The 24,867-nt window shown below is 34.2% G+C and carries 21 protein-coding genes and 1 pseudogene; 16 read left to right on the forward strand and 6 right to left on the reverse strand.

Annotated elements, in window-relative coordinates:
- The 3 genes and pseudogenes from ACJMLH_RS05130 to ACJMLH_RS05140 all read left to right on the forward strand — a co-directional run.
- Nucleotides 1-213: pseudogene (locus ACJMLH_RS05130) on the forward strand (heterodisulfide reductase subunit B); the annotation flags it as partial.
- Nucleotides 210-2,528, forward strand: a complete 2,319-nt coding sequence (hdrA, locus tag ACJMLH_RS05135; RefSeq protein ID WP_405275382.1) for a ferredoxin:CoB-CoM heterodisulfide reductase subunit HdrA — start codon at nucleotides 210-212, stop codon at nucleotides 2,526-2,528. The pseudogene ACJMLH_RS05130 and the gene hdrA, both read left to right, overlap by 4 nt.
- Before the next feature lie 200 nt (nucleotides 2,529-2,728).
- Nucleotides 2,729-4,267 carry an Ig-like domain-containing protein gene (locus ACJMLH_RS05140; protein ID WP_405275385.1) on the forward strand — a complete coding sequence of 513 codons (1,539 nt, stop codon included), beginning with the start codon at nucleotides 2,729-2,731 and terminating at the stop codon, nucleotides 4,265-4,267.
- A 118-nt stretch (nucleotides 4,268-4,385) separates the two neighbouring features.
- Here ACJMLH_RS05140 and comE read toward each other — a convergent pair whose 3' ends face one another.
- Nucleotides 4,386-4,925 (reverse strand): sulfopyruvate decarboxylase subunit beta, encoded by a 540-nt coding sequence (gene comE / locus ACJMLH_RS05145; protein ID WP_405275387.1) that lies wholly within the window; start codon nucleotides 4,923-4,925, stop codon nucleotides 4,386-4,388.
- A gap of 4 nt (nucleotides 4,926-4,929) precedes the next feature.
- Nucleotides 4,930-5,421: a sulfopyruvate decarboxylase subunit alpha gene (gene comD, locus ACJMLH_RS05150; RefSeq protein ID WP_405275425.1), complete on the reverse strand. Its 492-nt coding sequence runs from the start codon at nucleotides 5,419-5,421 to the stop codon at nucleotides 4,930-4,932.
- Between the two features lie 194 nt (nucleotides 5,422-5,615).
- On the opposite strand from comD, the gene cofH reads away from it, so the two are divergent.
- On the forward strand, nucleotides 5,616-6,734 hold the full coding sequence (gene cofH, locus ACJMLH_RS05155) for a 5-amino-6-(D-ribitylamino)uracil--L-tyrosine 4-hydroxyphenyl transferase CofH (RefSeq protein WP_405275389.1): 1,119 nt from the start codon (nucleotides 5,616-5,618) through the stop codon (nucleotides 6,732-6,734).
- A gap of 12 nt (nucleotides 6,735-6,746) precedes the next feature.
- The gene (locus ACJMLH_RS05160) at nucleotides 6,747-7,319 is read left to right on the forward strand and encodes a thymidylate kinase (RefSeq protein ID WP_405275391.1); all 573 of its coding nucleotides are present in this window, start codon (nucleotides 6,747-6,749) and stop codon (nucleotides 7,317-7,319) included.
- Here ACJMLH_RS05160 and ACJMLH_RS05165 read toward each other — a convergent pair whose 3' ends face one another.
- Together ACJMLH_RS05165 and priS are read right to left on the reverse strand one after the other, a co-directional pair.
- Entirely contained in the window at nucleotides 7,320-7,577 is a 258-nt protein-coding gene (locus tag ACJMLH_RS05165) for a hypothetical protein (RefSeq protein ID WP_405275394.1), read from the reverse strand. It abuts the gene before it with no gap.
- A 1-nt stretch (nucleotide 7,578) separates the two neighbouring features.
- Nucleotides 7,579-8,556, reverse strand: coding sequence for a DNA primase catalytic subunit PriS (gene priS / locus ACJMLH_RS05170; RefSeq protein ID WP_405275396.1), 978 nt, complete (start codon nucleotides 8,554-8,556; stop codon nucleotides 7,579-7,581).
- 156 nt (nucleotides 8,557-8,712) lie between these two features.
- Here priS and ACJMLH_RS05175 point away from each other — a divergent pair, with 156 nt between their 5' ends.
- The 3 genes from ACJMLH_RS05175 to ACJMLH_RS05185 are packed head-to-tail and all read left to right on the forward strand — an operon-like array spanning nucleotide 8,713 to nucleotide 10,738.
- Nucleotides 8,713-9,825, forward strand: a complete 1,113-nt coding sequence (locus tag ACJMLH_RS05175) for a hypothetical protein (protein ID WP_405275398.1) — start codon at nucleotides 8,713-8,715, stop codon at nucleotides 9,823-9,825.
- Between the two features lie 29 nt (nucleotides 9,826-9,854).
- Entirely contained in the window at nucleotides 9,855-10,160 is a 306-nt protein-coding gene (locus tag ACJMLH_RS05180; protein ID WP_405275400.1) for a hypothetical protein, read from the forward strand.
- Nucleotides 10,161-10,207: 47 nt separating this feature from the next.
- On the forward strand, nucleotides 10,208-10,738 hold the full coding sequence (locus ACJMLH_RS05185; RefSeq protein ID WP_405275402.1) for a hypothetical protein: 531 nt from the start codon (nucleotides 10,208-10,210) through the stop codon (nucleotides 10,736-10,738).
- On the opposite strand, the gene ACJMLH_RS05190 is transcribed toward ACJMLH_RS05185, so the two are convergent.
- Nucleotides 10,728-12,059, reverse strand: coding sequence for a DNA primase (locus tag ACJMLH_RS05190; protein WP_405275404.1), 1,332 nt, complete (start codon nucleotides 12,057-12,059; stop codon nucleotides 10,728-10,730). The genes ACJMLH_RS05185 and ACJMLH_RS05190 overlap by 11 nt on opposite strands.
- 223 nt (nucleotides 12,060-12,282) lie before the next feature.
- Between ACJMLH_RS05190 and metG the strand changes: the two genes are divergently transcribed.
- From metG to ACJMLH_RS05215, 5 genes are read left to right on the forward strand one after another with little or no spacing between them, the layout of a single operon-like run.
- Nucleotides 12,283-14,271, forward strand: coding sequence for a methionine--tRNA ligase (metG, locus tag ACJMLH_RS05195; RefSeq protein ID WP_405275407.1), 1,989 nt, complete (start codon nucleotides 12,283-12,285; stop codon nucleotides 14,269-14,271).
- Between the two features lie 12 nt (nucleotides 14,272-14,283).
- A complete protein-coding gene (locus tag ACJMLH_RS05200; RefSeq protein ID WP_405275410.1) occupies nucleotides 14,284-15,861 on the forward strand; it encodes a DUF530 domain-containing protein in 1,578 nt (525 codons plus the stop codon).
- 7 nt (nucleotides 15,862-15,868) lie between these two features.
- Nucleotides 15,869-16,333 carry a hypothetical protein gene (locus ACJMLH_RS05205; protein WP_405275412.1) on the forward strand — a complete coding sequence of 155 codons (465 nt, stop codon included), beginning with the start codon at nucleotides 15,869-15,871 and terminating at the stop codon, nucleotides 16,331-16,333.
- Nucleotides 16,334-16,369: 36 nt separating this feature from the next.
- On the forward strand, nucleotides 16,370-17,386 hold the full coding sequence (locus ACJMLH_RS05210) for an MraY family glycosyltransferase (RefSeq protein ID WP_405275414.1): 1,017 nt from the start codon (nucleotides 16,370-16,372) through the stop codon (nucleotides 17,384-17,386).
- Between the two features lie 7 nt (nucleotides 17,387-17,393).
- Nucleotides 17,394-18,062 (forward strand): 2,5-diamino-6-(ribosylamino)-4(3H)-pyrimidinone 5'-phosphate reductase, encoded by a 669-nt coding sequence (locus tag ACJMLH_RS05215; RefSeq protein WP_405275428.1) that lies wholly within the window; start codon nucleotides 17,394-17,396, stop codon nucleotides 18,060-18,062.
- A gap of 281 nt (nucleotides 18,063-18,343) precedes the next feature.
- On the opposite strand, the gene ACJMLH_RS05220 is transcribed toward ACJMLH_RS05215, so the two are convergent.
- The gene (locus ACJMLH_RS05220) at nucleotides 18,344-19,009 is read right to left on the reverse strand and encodes a histidinol phosphate phosphatase domain-containing protein (protein WP_405275416.1); all 666 of its coding nucleotides are present in this window, start codon (nucleotides 19,007-19,009) and stop codon (nucleotides 18,344-18,346) included.
- Between the two features lie 87 nt (nucleotides 19,010-19,096).
- Between ACJMLH_RS05220 and ACJMLH_RS05225 the strand changes: the two genes are divergently transcribed.
- The 3 genes from ACJMLH_RS05225 to ACJMLH_RS05235 form a co-directional block, all read left to right on the forward strand.
- A complete protein-coding gene (locus ACJMLH_RS05225; protein WP_405275418.1) occupies nucleotides 19,097-20,320 on the forward strand; it encodes an FprA family A-type flavoprotein in 1,224 nt (407 codons plus the stop codon).
- Between the two features lie 97 nt (nucleotides 20,321-20,417).
- Nucleotides 20,418-20,924 carry a flavodoxin gene (locus ACJMLH_RS05230; RefSeq protein WP_405275421.1) on the forward strand — a complete coding sequence of 169 codons (507 nt, stop codon included), beginning with the start codon at nucleotides 20,418-20,420 and terminating at the stop codon, nucleotides 20,922-20,924.
- A gap of 732 nt (nucleotides 20,925-21,656) precedes the next feature.
- On the forward strand, nucleotides 21,657-24,867 hold a 3,211-nt coding region (locus tag ACJMLH_RS05235), incomplete at its 3' end, for a right-handed parallel beta-helix repeat-containing protein (protein ID WP_405275423.1).

Genomic DNA, 24,867 nt, shown 5'->3' on the forward strand with positions numbered 1-24,867 from the left:
GTTCATTTATGTCCGAACTGCCATATTCAGTTTGACAGGTATCAGCATCTGATTGGGGAACGTGAAGGAAGAAATTTCAGGGCAATACACCTGAATATAACACAATTTTTGGCACTTGCTATGGGGGGAGATTTGGATAAGGTAATCGGACAAAAAGCCCATACAGTGCCGATAGATTCAGTAATCAAGGAGTTTAAGGAGGTTGAAAAATGAGGGGTGATTTGAAAGTTGGCGTGTTTTTATGTGAATGCGGAGGAAATATTGCAGATATTGTTGATTTGGACAGGGTCAGACAGGAGCTTGACGTGGAATTCATTGGGCAGTTTGAGAACTTATGTTCTTTAAATGGCCGTAAGATAATTCGTGATGCAATATTTGACCATGACCTTGACCGTGTTGTGGTTGCGGCATGTTCACCGATTTCTCATGAAAAAACTTTCCAGGACTATGTAAAACCTCTAAATCCTTATTTGATGGATATGGCAAATATACGCGAGCAATGTTCATGGGTTCACGATGACAGGCAAAAGGCAACTGACAAAGCAATTACTCTAATTAATGCATCTATTGAAAAGGTAAAGCAATCCGATGCGGTGGATCCGATTTACTGTCAAACTCCGGACGAAGTTGCTGTCATTGGAGGGGGAATTGCCGGAATGAATGCTGCGCTGTCACTTGCAAAGCAGGGAATTAAGGTAACATTGATAGAGCAGTCACCTTCAATCGGAGGACATATGGCAAAAATAGGTAAGGTTTTCTCGCCGGTCAAAATAGCTGAAGAATGTGGAATGTGTCTATTAAATCCAATTCTAAACGAGCTTGTCTGGAATGAAAATATTTGTGTTTTAACTAACACTAAGGTCATTGAAGCTGAAAGAAGGGCAGGAACATATAATCTGATTTTGGAGAAATCCCCAAGATATGTTGACACTGAAAAGTGTATTGCATGCGGAAAATGTGCAGAGGCATGTGAAGTGGAGGTTCCGAATGACTGGAATGATAATCTCTCCACAAGAAAAGCAATTTACAGGCCGTTCGGTCAATCTTATCCTGAAAGCTATGTAATAGACATGGACAACTGTACTAAATGCAGTAACTGTGTAAAGGCATGTACCATGAAGGCAATCAAGTTAAGGGGAAAGCCTGAAAGGATTCCTCTTCAGGTAGGATCAATTATCGTGGCGACAGGCCATAAGCTGTTTGACATGGACAAGCGTCCTGAATATGGCTATACAAGATATGATGATGTAATAACCCAATCAGAACTGGGACGTATCACCGGAGTAAACGGTCCTACAAAAGGAAAACTCCTTAAGTCAAACGGTGAAGTTCCAAAACGTGTTGTAATGATACAGTGTGTCGGTTCAAGAGATGAAAAGCCTGACGGGCACAGGTACTGTTCAAAGATATGCTGTACAGTAGCCCTAAAGAATGCAAACATCATAAAGCACAAGTATCCTGATACTGATGTTTTAATATGCTATACGGATATCAGAACTCCTGGAATGTTTGAAAAATACTACAAGCACACTCAGGAAAATGAAGTGAGGTTCTTGAGAGGCCGTCCTGGTGAAGTGGTCAAAAAAGGAGACAATTTCATCGTAAGGACTGAAGATACTCTGAAAGGGGAATTTGTAGAAATCGAGGCGGACATGGTAGTGCTTTCTACTGCAATGGAACCGTCAGAAGGTACAAAGGAAATAGCTGAAATCCTGAATGTTGGAACAACTGAAGACGGTTTTATCAAGGAATCACATCCGAAAATCAAGCCTATTGCCACTGATGTTCAGGGAATTTTCGTCTGTGGAACAGCACATGACCCAAAAGACATAACAGATTCAATCATGCAGGCGACAGCCGCAGCAGCAAAGGTCAGCGAATATAATTATGGCGGTGTGGAAATAGAACCTTTCATTGCTGAAATCGACACTGAAAAGTGTACCGTTTGCGGTGAATGTATCAAACGTTGCAAATACAAATCAATGAGCATTCAGAATGATGAAATCTATATAGATCCTATGAGCTGTACCGGTTGCGGTAAATGTCTTGTTGGATGTAACCAGAGGGCCATTCATGTAAACGGAAACATTGACGAAAAGATATTGGCTACCATCAAGGGAGTATTGTCTAAAAAGCAAGAGGGCGAGCGCATGATACTTGTATTTTTAGATAACATCGGATACACTGCAGCTGATAACATAGGAGTTAACAGACTCAAATATCCTGAATCAATCCATATCATTAAAGTCATTTCAGTAAATCGTGTAAGTCCAAAGCATATTCACTATGCACTGGATAACGGTGCTGACGGAGTGTTCATCGGTGAATTCCCTGGTGATTTGATGTATGATGAGGTTGAACGTAAAATACAGGGTGTTAAAGACAGAATTGAAGAGTTGGGGGAAGATTCTCAAAGACTCACATTCTCAAAAGTTTATATCCCTTATTTCTCAGGTCTTGCCCGTAAATTCAATGAATTTGATGCTAAAATTGCAGAGCTGGACGAAACTAAGAACACTGTAAATTAGTGTTGAGCTAATTTACATTTTTTTACTTTTTTTTGACTAACCGATAATTTAACATTATTGGCGAAGAGATTTGTTTTCAAAAAGGACTTTTTTGTAAATTAATTTTTACAATTTAAACATTATTTATATACCTTGATAAATAAAACAATAATTATCAATAAATATTTTCTATGTTTTAAAACATTCAGGAGAATAAAAAAATGTTTAACAAAAAGATATATCTATATATACTGATGTTGTTTTTAGTCAGTATTTGCGCTATATCAACAGTAAGTGCATCTGAAAACGTTTCAGATACGACTGCGATTGATGATGCGATTTCTGAGGATGTAGTAACTAGTTTTGATGAAGATTTGAGTGCGGAAGTTGAAGATAATGCAGTTTCTGCACAAGAGGATAATAATGATGTTGAAAGTCAGGATGTATTGGCCGGTCAACAGGATGATGTTCTTTCCGCAACACCTATTTCTTATTTAAATTATAAAATCGATCTTAATGATAACGGATATGAAATTTCTGCAAAGGACGGTGGAACCATATACTATTATATGGAACCTTGTCAAACCTATGCCCTAAATGCTTATAATTTCTATTTTGCATTAATCCAAATAGATGAAAATGGAGATTTGGTTCCTGTTTTCAAATCTCAAACATTTTCCAGTAGCGCAGGCAGAACAGTTGGAAATTATAATTATAAGTTTGCGGCAAATTCAGTTGCTCCGGGATTATATCTTTTAGCGGCATACAATGATGGTCTAGATACTAATCTGATGGATTCAACAGTTCTGAAAGCTAAAGGAAATGCAGTAATATCTGCCAGTGATTATAATGCAGATTATAATTCCGGCCAGTCAACTACAGTTAAAGTAACCGATAAAAACACTGGAAAACCACTTAAGTTTTTCGAAGTTAAAGCGGTATTTAATGATGGAACTGAAAGTGTATCTAAATATTTCATCACTGATTCTGCGGGCCAGTTCTCTTATGTGCCTCCATTCAATGTTGGAACATGCACAGTTACCTATTCTTCAAATTTGGCCCAGGTAAGTGCGGCTGCCGTTAAAAGGACAATGGTTATCAATAAGGCTCAGACAACCACTACTGCCAGTAAGGTAAGTGCTTATCAGGGTTATAAGGTAACTCTTAAAGCAACTGTTAAAAGTCAGGGAAAAAATGTTAATGAAGGTACTGTAACCTTTAAAATCAATGGCAAGACTTATAATGCTGCTGTTAAAAATGGTGTAGCTACTAAAAAAGTTAAATTAAGCAAAGTCAAATCATACAAGTATACTGCTACATTCAAAGGCAATAACTTTGTAAAATCTGCTGCATCTTCAACTGCCACCATTAAAAAAAGGTCTGCAACCAAAATATATGTTAAAAACCAGGTTTGTTATCGTGATTCCCCTAAAAAATTCTATGTGACAGTTAAAACCACCAGCGGCAAACTGGTTAAAAGCGGTAAAGTTAAAATTATTGATGCAGTAAAAGTCAACAAAAAAGGTAAGGCTAAATTTTACACAGGTACTGACTTAAATTATATAAAACAGGTTGGAAATACTGTATACTTTAAGAAAACAGTATCAAAAACATTTAAAGTCAAGTATATTCCTGCAAGTAAGGCGTATAAACCTTCTACTGCAAAGGTGAAAATTACTATGAAGTATAGATGTTCTGCTTGCGGCAGTACAACAAGCCACTCTCACCCTGCAATGAATATGAGGTTTATTGTAAGTTAGAATTCATATTAAGGGGTTAATTCCTCTTAATATTATTTTATTTTTTTAAAAGCATATTTTTAAATATCTATATGGTGATGATTTTTCAAAGTAAAATACAAATTCAATCTCGCCATTGTTATTTTATGGCATTCATGAATCTTTTTTTAATTTCAATTGGTGTCAAATCAATGATTGGTGCTTTTGAGTTGCCTGATTCTGTACTGTAGACAATAAAGCTCGCATCTTCGCTGGCTATAATCTCCTTTAAATCAACGTCTTTAAAATCATAGCTGTTTTTAAATCCAACGCTTTTTGCAATTTCAACCAAATCAATTAGCTGTGCATAGGTATCCTGATTGCCTGTTGAACCATAGGCGCCATTGTCAATAACAATCCAGGTTAAATTTGAAGGGTTTGCTGCAAAAATAGTTACAAGTGACCCCATGTTCATCAGAAGTGATCCGTCTCCGTCAATGACGACAACTTTCCTGTCAGGTCTTGCCAGCGCCAGTCCTAAACCTATTGATGAGGCAAGCCCCATTGAACCAATCATATAGAAGTTTTCATCCCTGTCGTCAATTTCGTATAATTCTCTTGATGGAAATCCGATATTGCAGACTATTAGTTCATCGTCAATGTTTTTCATTATATCTTCGATAGCTTCATATCTTGCCATGTTATCACCAGTATTTTATCTCCAATAGTACGCTGACAGGTCTTCCCTCTTCTGTTGATAAGTCCCATGCCGCTTTTATGTCTTCATATGCACCTTCAGGATTTCCAGGTTTGAAAAATTTGAAATCCATTCCTTCGAGAATTCTGGGGGTGGACTGACCCATAGGAACCTGTCCACAGATGTTTTCGCCTTCAGTTCCTCTATGGCTCATTATCATTAAAAGCGGAAATTCGTACAGTTCCATCAGTGACTTCAATGCATTGATGGAGTTTCCAAGTCCGGAATTCTGCATTAGAATAGCTGGTTTTTTACCGCCGAGATATGCTCCGGCACATATTCCAATTCCTTCTTCCTCGCGTGTAACTGGAATATGGATAATTTCTGAATCATCATCAATCATATTCAGTAATTTTGATAAGTTTACGCATGGAACGCTAACTATAAAGTCGATTCCACAGTCTTTAAGTCCATCATAAATAGCTTCACTACTATCCATCATATCACATCATTAGTTATATTAAATTATTTTATTTAAAATAGTATAAAAATATATTTAAATTATAAATAATCATTTAATTCATTATATCATGAATAATTTTATTATAATTTAACTTTAATTAATCTACATTTTCATAAAATAACTATAATTAATAGTAACCTTTTTATTTAACTTTTAACTTATATAAAATCATGTTTGATAAACTACCCATTTCTTCTAAAACAGAAAGGATTCTAACAAAATCCTTGGATGAATCAATCACTGTTGAGGAAGCTAATCATTTAATGAATATTAAAGGGCCAGAACTATACCCTTTACTTGCAACTGCTGATTTTTTAAGACACAAACTCGTTGGAGACAACGTATCATTCATTAATAATTGTAATATCAATTTTACAAATATCTGTACAGTCAGATGTAGTTTTTGTGCTTTTGGAAAGGATGCCGATGACCCTGATGCATACATCCTGAATGACGAGCAGATTTTGGCCAAGGCGGAGGGTGCTGTAGCTAATGGTGCCCGTGAATTCACATTGATGGGTGGTGTGCTGAAAGATGCGGATATTGACTATTATGTGCATCTGCTGACCTTATTAAAAGATGCACATCCTGATGTTGCAATACATGGATTTTCACCTACAATGGTCCGTGATGCCTGTCGGGTTTCAGGAATTGACATTGCAGAGGGATTTGAAATACTTAAGAATGCGGGTCTTGACACATTACCTGGAACTGCTGCAGAGATATTGACTGACCGTTCAAGGGAGATAATATGTCCCCAAAAGGTTAGTGTAGCTGAATGGATTGATATTGTAAAAACAGCTCATGAAGTCGGAATTCCAGGCTCTGCAACAATAATGTATGGGCATGTGGAAACTTTAGAAGAAAGGGTAGAACATATTAACATTATAAAACAAATTCAAGAGGATACCGGAGGATTTACAGAATTTATTCCTATGACATTTATGCGTGAATATGCTCCAATATTTTTAGAAGGACAATCTGATCTTGGAGCTACCGGAACTCAGGATTTAAAGTTATATGCCGTTTCAAGATTAATGCTTAGGGACATAATTCCTAATATTCAGGTATCATGGGTTAAATTGGGATTTAGGTTTGCACAGGTCGTGTTGACTGCAGGTGCAAATGATTTGGGCGGTACATTAGGTGGAGATGAACTTTCAGAAGCTTCTGGTGCACCTGACGGTGTGGATGCATCTATTGAATTCCTGTCAAGGATGGTTAAAGATTTGGACCGTAATCCAATTGAAAGAAATTCCATATACACAGAATTTTATCCGATTGAATGATTAAGGGATGCTATGAATAAATTTATTGTTATTGATGGATTAGATGGTTCAGGCAAGGACACACAGGTTAATTTGATTGCTGAAGCATATCAAAAAAAGGGAAGGGATGTTACTATTCGTTCCCATCCGTGCTCTGACAATAAATTCGGCAGAAAATCAAAACAGGCACTCCTTAAAACAGGAAAATTAAACCATATCAAAGCTACTATTTATTTTGGTCTTGATGCAATCAGGTCAGTTCATATGTACTATTACAATAGCGATGTTGATGTAGTAATCTTTTCAAGATATATCCTGGCGGTAATGTATCTTCCGGATATTATCAATACAATTACATATAAGATTGTATCATTCATTCTTCCGACATCAGACTGCATGTTCTTTTTGGATATTACTCCTGAAGAGTCACTTAGAAGAATAGGGGCACGTGATGAAGAAACGGAAATGTTTGAAAATATTGAATCACTAAGGGAAAACCGTGAAAGGTCACAGAAATTTACATATAACTGGAATGTGGTTCCGGCCGATGATGCTCCCGATGTGATTTCTAAAAAAATAATAGACAAATGTTTCAGTACTGACTGATTATACCACTTTTTTTATTCCGTCACTTGTAATAATCATTAATGAATTAAGATTATCCAAAACAATTGAAACTATAGGATGGGTTTGGATGTCCTTGTGCATGAATATCACTTCATTTTCAACAATATCGATCCAGTTTACATGATATACGACAACACCGTTAACAATCAATCCCAAATATTCAGGAATGAATCTATTTTCATTAATCTCATCAAAATGAGGACTTTTTCTTAGGATATCTTTTAAATCTTCATCCATTCTAAACACCTTTTCTTTCATAAACAAATTTTGGAACCGCTTTATCTAATGGGTCAAAGGTTTCTCTGTTTTTAACTTCCATACATTTCATGCTTACCTTTGAGTGGAGTGATGAAGGTAGTCTTAAAATCCTTTTAAGGTCAATTGTTACTTTTGCATCAATTGTTGCGAGATTAACTCTTGCCATGGCTTCAACAAGATTTTTATAACGTCTAGGTCCGATTTCACTTTTAAACAGTCCCCAGTTGTCCTGTTCCAGGTGATGTCTTGAAGCTATAATATCCTTCATTAATTTAGGATTTATTCCGTCAAGCTTTTCATTACCGACAAGATGCTGGATATTGAATTTGACCTTATCTGTAAATATTTTGGAATACCCTATCGGAATTGAGAAATGCTCGAAGTTAAAACTTTTATTTGAAATCTCTGAGTTAATGAATTGGGATTTTGGAACTTCAGCTCCCGCAACATATTTCAATACTTCAGATCTGAGCTCACTGTTTGCAAGCATCATTTCCTCATCCAGAATCCTAATGTGATATCCTCTTCCGGAATAAATCAAATGAATGTTTTTAAGTCCTAAATCTCCTTCTAAGGTGTCAATCAATGAGTTTACTATTTCTAAAGCTTCACCAAGACATGTTTCACAAACTCCATTGCATTGGCAGGACCTGATTGGAATGTCCTTTGCATCAACATCGAAAATATATTCGGCTTTCAGCCAGTCTTCCCTTCTTCGGGGATTATTGTAAAAAGCTACAGATATGTATGCTGCAAATGGTGCCTTATATCGTAGGAATTTTCTCAAGGATTCTGTTCCTCTAAAGACTTTATATCTGTCGTTAGGGCCTCTTCCGTTATGGTCAAAACCGAACTCTCTTTTTTTAATTTCACTGGAAATGAATTCCGGCAAGTCCTTAGGGTCCCATTCTTCCCGGTAATATTGTCTTCGCTCTTTTATTGTAGCTTTAGAAAACATGATTATAATTTTATTTTCAAAGTATTTATTTTATTTGATATTGTGCTTTTGTGCAATTGTGGTCTCTGTCAAACAAGACTAAATGAAATGATTTAGACGATTTAAATATGTTCAATTTTAGAAAATAATTTAATCAATAAAAAAAAGGTGATTATTATGCATAATAACAGATTTAAATCCAACAATTTTACAAATTTAAATGAAAAAGTTCAAAAAGAAGGAAAACGGTTGACTCTCGACTCGGATATTATTTTATCAGATGGTGATGAGCTGGATTATATAACAGTTGACAGAAACAATATTGTCATTGATGGAAATAACCATTCAATCGATGCAAACGGAAAAGCAGGCATTTTTAAAATTAATGCAAACAACGTTACCTTAAAAAACATTGTATTTAAGAATGCAAATGCTTTAGACGGCAGTGTCATCGTCAATCAAACCGGATTTTTGAATATTGTCGGCTGCAAATTCATTGACAATAACGCCGAGTTTGAAGCCGGTGCTATTTTGAATTTGGCTGATTTGAAAATTGAAAATTCCATATTTGAAAACAACTCTGCAAATCTCAATGGTGGAGCTATTAACAATAAAGGCATATTAAAAGCTTTTGACTGCAGATTCAGCAGAAATTCCTCTCAAAAGTTAGGCGGAGCAATCATAAACTGGAAAAAAACATTCTTAAAGGATTGCACTTTTGAAGCTAACTCTGCAAAAATGGACGGTGGTGCCATCAACAATCAAAAAGGTTTGTTTAAAGTTCTTGGATGTGAATTCACTGAAAATACTTCAGGTGTAAGCGGAGCTGCACTTATAAATTTGGATGAATTTGATGTATATAACTGCAGATTCGATAAAAATGCTGCAGACGAGTTTGGCGGTGCCATTTACAACAGTTCAGAATTAAGGGCATTTGCATCAGGATTCAATGAAAACAGGTCTTTTGATGGTGGAGCAATAAACAATCAAAAAGGAGCTGTCGGTCTGGTGGTTGGTTGTGAGTTTAAAGGTAATTCTGCAAATTGTGAAGGAGGAGCAATCAACAATTATGGAACCCTTAAAATAAAAAACTCTAAATTAGCTGAAAACAAAGCTGGTCATCATGGAGGAGTTTTAAGAACACATAAAGACAGTTATTTATGGATAGGAGAATCTAATGAATTTTTTGATAATGAAGCTTCAAATCTTTCAGCCTATGCTCCGGCATATGTTGTAAACTATTGTGATTTAGGTAGCTATTTCTATAATTATCTTGGTGTTCCAATCTAAATGCTAAAAACTAAAAAGGAGGTTTTTAAATGTCTGATGAAAATAAAATCGAAGTAAAATATGGGATGTATATTAATGGGACAAAATTCTATGTGTCTAAAGACGGACTTTTGTTAAATGAATTTGGAGTTACTGTCTTATGTACTAAATGTGTTAATGAGAATGGTTTAAGCATTTATGATGATGAAGACCAGTTATTAAAAATGGGCGCATATTTCAAAGAGTATGAGGAAAGAGCTGTTCAATGCCAATGCTGTGGAAGAATAGAGATTGATAATCATTTAATCCATGAACGTGATTTGGAAAGATTAACACGCAAAAAATTAATAATTTAACATTAATTCTTCCCATTTTTTTTTAAAAAAATTTATTATTGATAATTGTGAAATATAACTGCATGGAAGAGTTTGTAGAAGTAATTGGTGTCGAACACCTTAAGACAGTTTTATCAGGTTTATCTCCCGAAGAGATTGTAAAGCCGGCTTATGACAATTGGCAGGCAGGCATTAAAACAGGCCATACAGTCCTAAACCTGGAAACAGGAAATGTTTATGGATTGGGTGTTGATTTTAATCAGCTGCATTTGGCCACTGAAATTTACATTGAATTATTCACAATTGAATCTCATGAACAGCCTGTTAGTGAAGAGGATTTCTTTTCCAAAAGTGAATATGAGGAATTTCTGGAATTCAGCAGTGATGATCCCTGTGAATATATTCCTGATATAATTACTGATTTTTGTGAAAATAAGGGTATTGACGAGTATGAGCGCACCGTTGGAATATTGGCTTATAATTTCGATAAAAACGAACGTGCAAACTATAACATGTGGGAATCAAAGATTTTAAACAAGTATTATGATGCAATCCATGAAGACCACAATCCATTCAAATTCTCGGAGTCTACTCTTTAGGCGCTTCATTATCTAATTGGTATTTTTTACGCCCATAGCATGACAATGGGTTGTTGATTCCTTTGCAGGACTTGTCAGGATGGCATAATTGCGGCAAATGCATTTTAATTTTCTCACAGCTCATTGGAGTGTACCATTTGGTTTCCCCCTCATGGTTGATGTCAACCCTATCATGCATTCCAAAGCCTAGTTTTGAAATGATATTTATTTTTTCCTGTGGTTGGTCTTCAAATAATGGTGGTGTACAGTTATCCGCTGCATCAAAAATTAACGGTAGGATTTCATTTTCTGTAATGGACAAATCAGGATCCATATCTGACACTTTAACTGTTTCATCTGATGCAAATATTCTTGGATATAATCTTGCATATGATGCAAATGAAGTTAATAACAGTACAATTGCATCGTTACGTCCTCCGGAAGATACTCCTTCAACGGTTGCTTTAATGCATGGTGGAAATGCATCAGGATTTAATTTTCCAGCTTCCACTGAACCGAATAATCCTCCGCTTCCAGCATAATATTGGTTGTATTTGCTGATTTCATCTGGAATGAAATCTTTTAACTCTTCTCCAATTTTAATGATTGCCGGGTGGATTTCAATTCTGGCAGACATTTCCTTAATTCTGGCAATGTACTCTTCTGTTTTTTGCATTATTAATCTTGATAGGATTTGTTCCTTAACGCTGTCACCTACAAGTATTCCATACATTCTTTCAGGACTTCTGTCTTTGAAATCATCACTGAATCTTTCTAAAAAGTCGTCTTGCTGAAGGATAATATTTCCATTGTCAATTAATAAATCGGTAAGTTTAAGTTTTTTGGATGCAACGACATCACGCAATGACTTCCAATGGATAGAACCGTCGACTTTTACTTCATCTAAAACTTCATCAATTATTTCTGCTCTGGCCATTGGAGGAATCTTTGCCAATCTCTCTAGAATAAGTGTTCCCTGAGATTCAACAAAAAGCCTAGTTTCACGAGAACCCAAATTGAACTGAATGGCTATTGCCTGACAGAGGATATGAAAAACAACAACATCCTGCATAAATAAATCTGAATTTGTAAGGTATTCAAATTCAGCCTGAACGAAATTTTTGTTATTTTTTTTCTCGATTGCCCACTGAATACGTTTAATTGCATAATCAGCATAGGATTTTGGAATTAATGAATCATCTGATATTCTTTGATTGGTTGTATGGATGATTGTGTCGACCATTGATTCATCTTCATCAAATATTTGATTTAAATCCCCATATTGTCTTATAATTTGCCTTCCTTCATTTGACAATGGGTTGATAAATGAAACTTCAGTCATGTTTTTAACTCTTTATTTTATATATTAAATAGCTAACTCATTTTTAGAATCAATATTGAATTGAATTTGAAGGGATGATATTTTGATGATTTTCTCAAATTTTTGAAATTAATTTTTTTCAAATATTCAATCCCTCTTAAATTGCACGGCTAAAAATATTAATTTTATTATATATGAGTAACATAATTATATCATGTTTAAAATAATTAAGGGGATTAGATAAATGTCAAAGATTTTTATTTCATGTGCACTTCCTTATGCAAATGGACCATGTCATTTAGGCCATATCCGTTCCACATATCTGCCTGCAGATATTTTTGCAAGGTACAACAGAATGGTTGGAAATGATGTTTTACTGGTTTGCGCTACAGATGAGCATGGAACTCCAATTGCAGTAAAAGCTGATAGAGAGAAGAAAAAACCAATTGAAATTTCAAAAAGATATCATGATATGATTGTTCAGGATGTAGAATCAATGAACATATCATTGGATAATTTCACAAGAACTACCGATGAAAAACATTATGAAATTGCGAAACATTTCTTTAAGGATTTATACGATAACGGATTTATTTACAGAGAAGATATCCAACAGTTATACTGTCCAAACTGTAATAAGTTCTTGCCTGACAGATATGTTGAAGGATTATGTCCGGTTTGCGGTTCCGAAGCAAGAGGTGACCACTGTGAAAAATGCGGAAAAGCACTTAATCCGACAGAACTTGATGAACCTCACTGTATTACATGCGGAACAACTCCGATAATTAAAGATACATTTCAGTATGCCTTTAAATTGTCTGAATTTGAAGATGATTTGAAAGAATACATCACTACAAATGAAAATCTTCCGGCCAATGTTAAAAACTATGCAATTAATTGGTTAAATGAAGGATTGACTGACTGGATTTTGACCCGTGATATGGATTGGGGTATTCCTGTACCTCTGGATGAAGCTAAAGGTAAAGTATTGTATGTCTGGATTGAAGCATTCCTGGGTTATATCTCCTCTGCATCACAATGGTCTGAGCAGTCTGGCATTAAATGGGAAGACTATTGGAATGATTATGTGGTTCATTTCATTGGAAAGGACATCATTTACCACCATTCAATATTCTGGCCTGGACTTCTAAAAGCTTATGGATGTAAATTGCCTGATATGATTTATGCAGGTGAATTCTTGTCTCTTGAAGGAGAAAAGATGTCAACAAGTAAAAATTGGGTAATATGGATTGCTGATTTTGTTAAAGACTATGAACCTGATTTACTTAGATATTATCTGACAATCAATGCTCCTTTAAACAAGGATTCAGACTTTTCATGGGATGATTTCCAGAGAAGAAATAATGATGAACTTGCTGACGTTATCGGAAACTTCCTGCACAGAACTTTTGTATTTACCAAAAAGCAGTTTGACAGTAAGATTCCTGAATATACCAATCCTTCAGACGAAGATGAAGAATTTAGATTGGCAATTGAACAGCTTCCTGATAAGGCCGGTGAATACATTGCAAATTATGAATTCAGGGAAGCTTTGCTTGAAATATTTAAAGTGGCCAAAAAAGGAAACAAATATTTCAACGATGCTGAACCATGGAAAGCAGTAAAAGAAGACAAAGTTAAAGCAGCTAACTGTTTACACTTATCTAATCAATTGGCTAAAACCTTAGCTTACACATTAAAACCGTTCCTTCCAACAAAAGCAGATAAAATCGCAGATATTATGAATATAGATAGTTTGGATAACTGGGAGGATGCAAAAATACCATTGCCTGTAGGCCATGAAATTAACAAGGCAAAACCTTTATTCAAAAAAATTGAAGATAAGGAAATTGAAGCTCAAAAAGCTAAATTAAAAGAAAACTTAAATGAAAAAGAGGATGAAACTATGACTGATTTAGTAACTATAGATCAATTTGACGAATTTGTAATTAAAATAGGTGAAGTAAAAGAAGCGGAAAAAATCGAAAAATCCGATAAACTATTAAAATTACAAGTTGACATCGGTGAAGAAAAACCAAGACAAATCGTTGCAGGACTTGCCAAATTCTACTCCCCTGAAGAATTAATCGGAAGAAAAGTCTGTGTAATAGCTAACCTGCAGCCGGCAAAATTATTCGGAACATTATCTGAAGGTATGATTTTAGCAACCGGTGCATCCGGAGCATTACTCTCACCTGATGAAAATGGAAATGTCGGTGAAAGAATTCAATAAAATTAGATTAAAATGGAAGAATCTGTCCTAGTAAATAAAGCCGAGAACTACTTGAAAGAAATTGCAAATGATTCAATTATCTTAGAGGATATTGAAAATTTTGACAATTTCAAAAGTCTTTACTTTAAACTAGTTGACAGATTAAACTATTTGCAAGACCTGAAAGATGATATGGATGCTCAGGGATACACTACTCCTTTCACATCCTTGAACCGGTATGGAACAAAGGCAGTATCTGAAGTGTCACTTGATGAGGTTGGAGAAAATTCCCGCCATAACCAGATATTCAGAATGAAGGCAAACTCCAAGAAAAATATTCTGGACAGGGTTAAATCCGCAATTGACTCTCATAAAATTGCAATCGGCAATCTTGAACAATTCGGATATGTGAAATGCAATTCATGTTATAAAAAATATTCAATCGATGAGTACAGACAACGAGAGGCAAAATGCAGTTGCGGATCCAAGGGTTTCACATTCAAAATCAACAAGGAAGCAACATTCAGACTGGAAATTATTCCTTTTTTACCTCTTTCCGGAAATTACATGGTACTGATGAGTGAATTTTCACCATATGCCAGAGAATCATTCAAACAGGTTTTAAACATTTTAAAACAGGAACGTAAAGGTGTTGTAAAAACCATTTCCCTTGTAATTAGAATAAGGGACAAAAACAATCGTTTGGTTAGAAAAAATCTTACTTTAAGCTCCGAATATGTTAATAACTATGATGAGGAAGTAAGGCGAAGATACGGCAGGAATGTCAGAATCGAAACATTGAGGTTCCATAAGACAAAACCTGCGATAATTGACGATAAACATGCAAGAACAGCTCTTGCACTTGCTTATGTTAAATATTCTGAAGCAATTATCAGTGACATTAAGGATGACATCTTAAAAAGAAAATTGACTGATTTTAAAAGAATCAACAAATATTTTGAAATAATCTCCAAATATCAAAACCAGACACCTGACTTTATAGACAAATATGATTCTAATTCCATTGAAAAATGGAGAGATGACCAAATCCAAAAAGAATTCGTTAGGCTGAACTATGCTGACAAATTCGGCAATTTAAAGAGGTCCTTAAGTAGGGATTTAAAAATCAGAGATTCGATTTATAAAAATACCTTTAAAAACATCGCTTCTGCACTGATTATGTGGGACATCTTTAAATATTATTTGACAACTTCCAATAACTCCCGTAAAATTGTTAACGGACCGTTCCCTTATATCAGAGTGGAATTGGATAGGGAACAGAGAAAAGTTTTCAAAACCACTTATTCAAAGGTTATTGAAACTCTAAATAGCTTCACAGACATTAAAATCATCACAATTCCTGAAATGGATTTGCTGTTGTATGAGAAATTCAAGTTCGAAAAGCAGTCTAGAAGTTCCAATATCAAATTCAATCATGTGGCTTTAGGCGCTGCACTGGTGCATCAAAATTCTGACATCAGTTTGGAAGAGATAAGCAATGCATTCAACATTAACGAATCCAAAATCAAAAAGGAACTTAAAAATATCGATCAAATAAGAAATCCGAAAAGCGATAAGTCTAAAAAATTCTTGGATTTAATTAAGAAATAGTGATTATATGGATGAAGACACAACAACAGTTCATATAACAAAGGCTTTATCATCATCCCTGATTGTAGAGCTTATAGAAAAATATCCCAATTTATCTGAGATTACATGTTCTCCAAGCGTTTATGACAGGACGTCAGAGACATATATAGATGCACTGTCTCAGCTGGATATAGAAGTTGTAAAAAAATATGACTGGGGAGCGAAATCCAAAACAAACGGTGCTGAATTCGAAGTATTGAAACTATCAAATCAAGGATTAAAACCAAAACAAATAGCTGATGAATTGGATATTACTTTAAATAGGGTTTATTATCTTTTACGAAAATGCAATACTGATTTTGATAACAGAAAAAGAAAACATGATCATCCTGAAATTAAAAACCTTAAAAGTCAGGGGCTATCTGCAAAAGAAATTTCAGAAAAATTGGATATTCCCTTAAGGAGTGTCTATTATATTTTAAATAAAAAATAATTACTTTTTTTAATAATGAATGTTAAATAATTAATCATGATAATATTACCGGAACTTCCCTTATACGTGATAGCGATAATCTGTGGTTTACTTTCTTTTTCAATGACCCGATTATTCATGCCAAAGATTATTAGAAAACTTGAAGAAGCAGACATTGTAGGAAAAGACATTCACAAATCCTGGAAACCTGTTGTTGCTGAAATGGGCGGATTTGGTATTATCTTTGGATTTGTACTGGGAATGTTTTCCGGAATTTATATGCATGAAATCCTTGCTTTTCCGCTAATTGTTGTTCTGGTTGTAATATTACTGGTCGGAATGATTGGTATTCTTGATGATTTGCTTGCGCTTTCATCAAAATCCAAATTCTTTTTACTATTCATTGCAGGCCTTCCTCTGATGTGGGCGGCACCTCCGAATGTAGGCTTATTATATCTGATTACTATTCCTATAGCCTTGTCAATAGGTGCTAATCTAACAAATATGTTGGCGGGTCTTAATGGTATTGAATCCGGTTTGGGCGTTATTTCAATGACATCACTTACCATTGCATGTATAATTTTGGGAAAATACGATGTAACAATCATATCCATGAGTATGCTTGGTGCATTGGCGGCATTTTTATACTTTAACAGATATCCGGCAAAAATTTTCCCTGGAGATACAGGAACATTAATCATAGGTGCAGCTATTGTATGTATTGCGTTTATTGGAAGGGTAAAATTAATCGCACTTATTGTATTGATGCCGAATATTATTGATGCGGCTCTGAAATTCTATTCTGCAGGTGTAATGAATCGTTCCCAACAGAAACCAACACAACTGAATGAAGATGGAAAACTGGTAAGGCCTGATGTTGGCTTTAAATCATTAATCAGACTAATTTTAAGAAAACCAATTGCAGAAAAGGATGCTGTAAAAATAATATGGGCAATTGGAATAGCTTTTGGAATTTTAGGAATCATCGTAGCATTGATAATGCCTGGCATGCTTGAAAATCAGACATTAATGAACTTCCTACAGATTAAAGAAATGTTCTACCACATCGGATGATAATATGATGAGACCATATGTAATATTAAATGCTGCAATGACACTGGATGGTAAAATTGCAACAGCTACCGGAAGTTCAAATATTTCAGGCTCTGAAGATTTGAAAAGAGTTCATGAGATTAGAAAGGACTGTGATGCTATAATGGTTGGAATTGGTACTGTAATGGCAGATGATCCAAGACTTACTGTTCACAAAATTGATGCAAACCCTGAAGATAATCCCGTGCGTGTTGTAGTTGACAGCAAATGCAGAACTCCCATTGATGCAAGAATCACTAATTCTGATGCAAAAACAATAATTGCAAGTGCAAATGCATATAAAGATGATTTCATTCAGTCTGAAAAATATGAAACCTTCAAAAATAGAGGAGTTAAATTTTTCTGGAGTGGAGATAAACGAGTGGATTTGACTTCACTTATGAGTTATCTGCATGAAGAAGGTATTGAAAAGCTAATGCTTGAAGGAGGAGCAACCCTAAACTTTTCAATGATTAAAGCAGGTCTTATTGATGAGATAAGCATTTGTGTAGCTCCTATGATTGTTGGTGGAGCTAATGCTAAGACTTTCTTTGATGGTGAAGGTTTTGATACTATGGATGAAGCTGTCAGATTGGATTTTATTGATTCATATATTTTAGGCAAGGACTTAATTTTAAAATATAAAGTTTTAAGATAGCTATTGCCATGTTTGAAAAAAAGTTTTAGAATTTTTTCATGTGGGATTTCTAAAAAAAATTCTCTTTTTTTATAGATTATTTTTCACTATTATCCTTTTTTTCATGACGTCAGATTATTGATAATTTTTAAGGCAATGGTCTAAATCATTTGTGATATTTGTAAATAACATTTCATTTTTACAAAAACTATCTAAAATAACTGTGCCATATATATCATGATGGTAGAAATAGTATATTTTGCATTTTTTTTGAAAGTGGTTTTTGTAATTCATCAACCACTTTAAAAAATTCCTTTTGATTTTAGTAATTTACGAGGATTGTCAACTATTGCTTTCATCGCTTCATCATGAGAAAGTCCAGCACCTAATGCAATTTCGTATGACTTTTCAAATGTGATTATATTATCAGGTGAATGTGTATCTGTATTGACAAGCAATTTGTTTCCAACTTCACGGGCAACATTTGCAACGTGGCCATTTCCAAGGCAATGTCCTTGACGTGCGGAAATTTCTAAATAAATATCATGATCCTTTGCGATTTCTGCTTCTTCAACAGTTATCAAACCTGGATGGCCTAAAATATCGACATGTTCGGATTCAACTGCTGCACGATTAGTTCCTGGAGTTACAGGTTCGTTTAAGGTTTCACCATGAACAACAACGATTTTAGCCCCTAAATCTTTTGCCCTTGCAGCAATTCCATCAATGGATTCGCATGGAGCGTGGGTTACTTCAGCCCCCAAAACGACAGTAATGTCCCAATTGGAATTGATGTCATCAATTGCATCCTGAATGGCGGGAATTGTATCAACGTTTGACCAGTCAACATGGTCTGTAATAGCTATTGCTTCATGATTTAATTTTAACGCTCTTCTTGCAAGTTCGGAGGGCAATAATTCTCCATCACTGAATAAACTGTGCATATGTAAATCGATTCTTTTATTCAAAATAATAACCTCTGTTAATAAATATAATATTATATATAGTACATTTAATATAAACTTATATAACTTAAATATTTTTGAGGTATAAAAATGAAAGCAAAAGCAGTAAAAATAGCTGATGGTGTTTACTGGGTAGGTGTTATCCACTGGAACAGCAGAACTTTCCACGGATATGGAATTCCAGGAACCACATACAATGCATATTTAGTATTTGGTGAAGAAAAAACTGTATTGATTGACAATACTTACACAGGCTTGCAAAATCAATTGGATGCAAGAATTGAAGATGCATTTGCACAAGAAGGAAAAGATATTAAAATCGATGTATTCGTACAAAACCACTCTGAAATGGATCATTCAACTTACTTAAGAGATACTATTGATAAATATAATCCTGATGCGGAAATATATGCATCAGCTAACTGTATCAAATTCTTGGAAGATCAATATCACAACTTCTCAGATTTGGAAATCAATGCCGTAGCTACCGGTGATGAAATCGATATTGGTGGCAGAACCTTAAAATTCATCTCAGCACCAATGCTTCACTGGCCTGACAGCATGTTCACATTCCTGGCTGAAGAAGGAATATTGTTCTCAAACGATGCATTCGGACAGCACGTATGTCACTCCAAAAGATTCGATGAAGACTATTCTGTTGACTACTTGCTTAAGGAAGCACAAAAGTACTATGCTAATTTAGTCACTCTCGGCTCTCCAATGCTCAGAATGAAATTAAATGAACTGACCGAAACAGGTTTAATCAATGAAATCAAAATGATTGCTCCATGTCACGGTCAAATCTGGAAAAACCCAGCTCCAATCGTAGAGAAATATACTGAATGGGGATCTGGAGTTTGCAAAGACAAAATTACTGTTATCTATGATACAATGCACCATTCAACCGAAAAGCTCGCATACCAAATCGCTGAAGGTATAATGAGTGAAGGTGTTGAAGTTGAAATGTACTTCATGCAGGAAGACGGTCCTGATGATGTAATTACAGACATTCTTGACTCTAAAGCTATTGCACTCGGTGCTCCTACAATGATGAACAAGCCGTTCCCAAGAATCGGTAACATGATGTACTGGCTTGACTGTGTCAACTTCAAAGGAACAGGCAGCGAGAAAAACGCTTTAATCTTTTCATCCAAAGGATGGGGAGGAGGAGCTATTGCAAAACTCCAAAGAGATTTAGAAGAAGCAGGTTTTACTGTAACTGACACTTTAGATGTTTTATTCGTACCTGATGAGGATGTCTTAGCTGAAGCATTTGAAAAAGGTGCAGAATTAGCACGTTCAATTAAAGAATAGTTTTTTAACTATTCATTTTTTTTATTAAAATGGTAATTGTTGTAAGTGGCAACATTTTTATATGGATGATTGATTAATATAGTAGTGAGTGATTTTTATGGCAAGTTTAGTTATTTATTTTTCAAGAAGTGGTGAAAACTACTTCGGTGGTGAACTTAAAAACATTGAAAAGGGAAACACTGAAGTGATTGCGGAATACATTCGGGAATTGGATGGAGCGACTTTATTTAAAGTCGAACCGGCAGAGGAATATCCTGCAGATTACATGAAATGCATCGATGTTGCCAAAGCCGAACAGCAAGCTGATGCAAGGCCTGAAATCAAGGAAACATTAGATAATATTGATGAATACGACACAATTTACATCGGTTTTCCGAACTGGTGGGGAACTTTGCCAATGCCAATGTTTACCCAACTGGAACAGCTTGATTTTACAGGAAAAGTCGTAAAGCCTTTTGTAACTCATGAGGGATCAGGTTTCGGCTCATCACAAAAGGATTTGGCAAAATTATGTGAGGGTGCTGAAATTAAAAATGGCCTTTCAATTCCTGGCGCAAATGTCTATGATGTAAAAGACACTGTTAAGGCATGGATTGATGAATAATTTTTAATTCACTTTTTTTTTCAATTTTTTTATTATTTTTGTCTTGTTCATATTTTAGTAAAAAATTATATACATTTAAAGGATATGATTTTGCTTTTTTGTAGTTAGAAAATCTTCAACTCTTTATTGATGTAATGAATATTATACATTATTTAGCCGTATGTGTAATTTTTTTTTAACATTTCTTAATCAATTTTAAATATTTTACATTTTATTTTTTTTTTAATTTAATTAAAATTTATTATAAAAATTTATAATATATTCAATATTTTTCTAAAAAAAATTTAATAATTAATAACAAATTTTAAATATCATTCTATAAAAATATTAAAATGCAATATTGATATTAAATTATAATATTATGTTGTTATAAATTATTAAAATATATATGATTTTGTTTATTAAATATAAACAAAAATAGGTGATTGGTTAGATTTTTATAATTTAATTATTCATCAAAATAATATATTTGAGATTTATTGAGTTAAATCAAATCTAGGATAAATATGAAAAAATCAAATGTTAAAGTTCAATTTTAACTGATATTATTGGTATTTCTCGGCTTAGTATTTGTAATGATGGTTATAATTGTATTAATCAGTTATTTTTCGTTGTTACTTGCATGATAATGGTTGATTGTATTATTTATGGGTTTAAATTAACTTTTAATAAATTTAATTTATATTATTTGATTAGTTTGTATATTGATTTGACTCTCGTTAGAGGGAAAAGATGAAATTAAATAAACTAATAGGTATTTTAGTAATAATTTTTGTATTAATAATGTTTGTGGGCGCTGTTTCTGCTGCAGACAATTCAAACGGATTGAATGCAGTTGGTGCAGACAACGGAAATTTTGAGGTTGAACATAATAGTGTTTCTGATGCTCTCAAAGCTTCAAACAGTGAAGTTTTAGGTGATGGAAATACGGGAAATAACTGGTATGTTAAAGCAGGTGCAACAGACGGAAACGGATCTCAGGCAAAACCTTTCGGTGATTTACAATCAGCAATAAATAATGCGGGTCTCCAGGAAGGAGATACTATTTATGTAATGAAAGGAACTTACAAAGGTACTTCAAACACTGGTTTAACAATTGATAAGAATAATTTAAAAATTACCTCTTATGATGGAACAACTACATTTAATGCAGAAGGAAAAAATCAGGTATTTAAAATAACTGGAAATAATGTTGTTTTAAGTGGTTTGTCATTAACAAATGGAAAGGCAACAAATGGTGGGGCTTTATATATTGATGGAGACAATATTCAAGTCGATAATTGTATTATTAATTCAAATTCCAATACAAACATCCAAAGAGGTGGAGCAATATATATTGCAAACCATGAGAACGTTTCAATCACTAATTCAATGATAAACTCTAATAAAGCTAAATATTCAGGTGGTGCGATTTATAACACAGCACCGAATACTTTAATAGCAAATTGTAGTTTTTATAATGGAATTGCAAATTCCGGTGGTGGAATTTATTCTGATAAAAAAATTAGCATTGTCAATGCTACTATGAGCTCTTGCAAAAATGCAGTAGTTAATGGATATGGTGGAGGAATCTGTTTAAAAGGTTCCGATGCTAGTAATTCAGTAATTGACAACGTTTCCTTTTCAAGTTCATATGCTGACCAAGGAGGAGCAATTGCTTTAGTTGATTGTAATAATGTGACTGTCAACAACTGTGAAATTGCAAACAGTATTACTATTACTTCTGTCAATAGTGTAGAAAACGGTGACGGTGCTGCAATATGGATGAACGGTAATGATAACTTAATTAACAACACATATGTTCATGATAATAATGCATATGGTTGGGGTATAATTTATATTCCAGCGTCATCTACAGGAATTGTAATTAATGATTGTAGATTTGCAAGAAATACCTGTGATTATCATGGGGCTGCAATTTATTCAAGAGCAGATGATTTGCTGGTAAACAATTCCTATTTCGAGAAAAATCACTGTTCAAAATATGGTGGAGCCATTTACATTGGTCAGGGAAATCATGTAAGAGTTGAAAACTCAGAATTTGTTGGAAATTATGCTGAAAGAGGAGGAGCGATATTTTTAGGTTATGTATCATCCAAGTTAAGATGCATTAATCCTGTAATTGATAACTGTACTTTTAAAGATAATGGTGTTTTCCCAGCCGTATTTGAAAGAAATATGACTAAAGGGGGAGCAATTTACTCTTGGGCAGAAAATACCACCGTAATTAACTCAAATTTCACTCATAATGTAGCACTTATGGGTGGTGCAATTGTATATGAATATGGAGTTAACACTTTGGAAAACAATACATTCATAGGCAATATTGCTGAAAAATATGGTGGTGGAGCTGTATCCAGTACAAAACAAGGAGATAAAATTAACAACTGTACCTTTATTGATAACGTTGCACAAGGCTACGGCGGTGCTATAAGTGCAGACTATCCGACAATAACAAATTCAACATTCAAATCAAATCATGCAAACCATGGTGGTGCAATTTGTACAATTACTGCAAATGTTTCAGACTGTGAGTTTTATGATAACACTGCAGATGATAACTGGGTTGTATTAGCTGCAACAAAAGTGATGGAAAACAATAATGTCCGTCAAGGACAGGATGTTCTTTCAATGAATCATACAATTTATGTTGACATGAAATATGATTCCAAAAACAACATCGCTTATGCTGATGGTTATTATGTGTATTGTGTAGAAGAGGATGCTGATTATCCAAGATATGGTGTACTGTGGGAAGATTTAAGATATGCTCAAAATTCAATAACTGAGGAACCTGTTGGTGAATTACTTAAAATTTTAATATTTACTAATTGGAATGATGAAAGTGTAGCTAATCATAAAGATTTGCAGAGTAAAATTAACATTATCACTGATCATGATTATGAAAACAGTAATGATGAAGTTATTCAGAATGTATTAAAGTTATATAATGAAGGATTCAGAGTTCCGACAAATAATGCAGTTAAAATTTTGGAAAATGGTGTTGTTGAGTTATTTAATTTCGTAGAAATCATTACACCATCTGCAACACAAAATGTAATTGGATTTAATGTATCCGTCCCTAAAATGAATGTATCTAAGGAAATTGTAAACGCTGATGTATTCGTAAACAAAACTGTTGATTTCAATATTACTGTAAATAACACAGGTAAATGTAATTTGACATATATTTGGATAAATGAAACTGATTTCAGTGACGGTTTGAAATATTTATCATTTAGATCTTCATTTAATTGGACATATGATAATCAAACTAAAATCTGGACTTTAAATGACAAGTTATCTCCAAATAAGACAGCTTATATTATTTTAACATTTAATGTGACCAAATCCGGAAACATGACAAACAATGTTTCTGTTGGTGTTGGAAATTACTCATTTGGAAATGACACTGTAAACTTTACTGTTTATAGTCCTAATATGACTGTTATGAAAGTTTCATTGAATAGTACTGTTATCTTGTATGTCGGTGATGAAGTTGCTTTCAATATTACTGTAATTAATACTGGCGATTACGTTCTTGGTAATGTGACAGTAACTGAATCCTATTTAGATGGTGTTGAGTTTGAGTATTTAGACCATACAGATGAAACCAAATGGATTAAAGAGGGTAATATTTTCACTTATAAAGATAATCTTGGCATAGGTGAGAATGCTACATTCACTATTTACTTCAAAGCATTAACTAACGGTACTTTAGTAAATAATGTTACTGCTAGGTCTAATGTTACTAATAAGACTAACAGTAGTGCTAATGTGACTGTCTACAATAAAATAACAATCAATGTTACTAAAGTTTGGAATGACAGTGATGACCATGATGGTTTCAGACCTCAAAATGTGACCTTTGTGTTATATGCTGACGGTAATGAATATACCAGAATTGATTTAAACGGTACCGGTAATGTTTGGACTGGTAATT

This window comes from Methanobrevibacter sp., from assembly GCF_045116495.1.
GTDB lineage: Archaea > Methanobacteriota > Methanobacteria > Methanobacteriales > Methanobacteriaceae > Methanocatella.

What these genes read in the sequence shown, in the direction of transcription:
- ACJMLH_RS05165 (WP_405275394.1), bottom strand. Translation starts at nt 7,577, where the DNA reads ATGGATGAAGATTTAAAAGATATCCTAAGAAAAAGTCCTCATTTTGAT.
- ACJMLH_RS05175 (WP_405275398.1), top strand. Translation starts at nt 8,713, where the DNA reads ATGCATAATAACAGATTTAAATCCAACAATTTTACAAATTTAAATGAA.
- ACJMLH_RS05225 (WP_405275418.1), top strand. Translation starts at nt 19,097, where the DNA reads ATGAAAGCAAAAGCAGTAAAAATAGCTGATGGTGTTTACTGGGTAGGT.
- ACJMLH_RS05190 (WP_405275404.1), bottom strand. Translation starts at nt 12,059, where the DNA reads ATGACTGAAGTTTCATTTATCAACCCATTGTCAAATGAAGGAAGGCAA.
- ACJMLH_RS05210 (WP_405275414.1), top strand. Translation starts at nt 16,370, where the DNA reads ATGATAATATTACCGGAACTTCCCTTATACGTGATAGCGATAATCTGT.
- comD (WP_405275425.1), bottom strand. Translation starts at nt 5,421, where the DNA reads ATGGATAGTAGTGAAGCTATTTATGATGGACTTAAAGACTGTGGAATC.
- hdrA (WP_405275382.1), top strand. Translation starts at nt 210, where the DNA reads ATGAGGGGTGATTTGAAAGTTGGCGTGTTTTTATGTGAATGCGGAGGA.
- comE (WP_405275387.1), bottom strand. Translation starts at nt 4,925, where the DNA reads ATGGCAAGATATGAAGCTATCGAAGATATAATGAAAAACATTGACGAT.
- ACJMLH_RS05205 (WP_405275412.1), top strand. Translation starts at nt 15,869, where the DNA reads ATGGATGAAGACACAACAACAGTTCATATAACAAAGGCTTTATCATCA.
- cofH (WP_405275389.1), top strand. Translation starts at nt 5,616, where the DNA reads ATGTTTGATAAACTACCCATTTCTTCTAAAACAGAAAGGATTCTAACA.
- ACJMLH_RS05140 (WP_405275385.1), top strand. Translation starts at nt 2,729, where the DNA reads ATGTTTAACAAAAAGATATATCTATATATACTGATGTTGTTTTTAGTC.
- metG (WP_405275407.1), top strand. Translation starts at nt 12,283, where the DNA reads ATGTCAAAGATTTTTATTTCATGTGCACTTCCTTATGCAAATGGACCA.
- ACJMLH_RS05200 (WP_405275410.1), top strand. Translation starts at nt 14,284, where the DNA reads ATGGAAGAATCTGTCCTAGTAAATAAAGCCGAGAACTACTTGAAAGAA.
- ACJMLH_RS05160 (WP_405275391.1), top strand. Translation starts at nt 6,747, where the DNA reads ATGAATAAATTTATTGTTATTGATGGATTAGATGGTTCAGGCAAGGAC.
- priS (WP_405275396.1), bottom strand. Translation starts at nt 8,556, where the DNA reads ATGTTTTCTAAAGCTACAATAAAAGAGCGAAGACAATATTACCGGGAA.
- ACJMLH_RS05180 (WP_405275400.1), top strand. Translation starts at nt 9,855, where the DNA reads ATGTCTGATGAAAATAAAATCGAAGTAAAATATGGGATGTATATTAAT.
- ACJMLH_RS05215 (WP_405275428.1), top strand. Translation starts at nt 17,394, where the DNA reads ATGAGACCATATGTAATATTAAATGCTGCAATGACACTGGATGGTAAA.
- ACJMLH_RS05230 (WP_405275421.1), top strand. Translation starts at nt 20,418, where the DNA reads ATGGCAAGTTTAGTTATTTATTTTTCAAGAAGTGGTGAAAACTACTTC.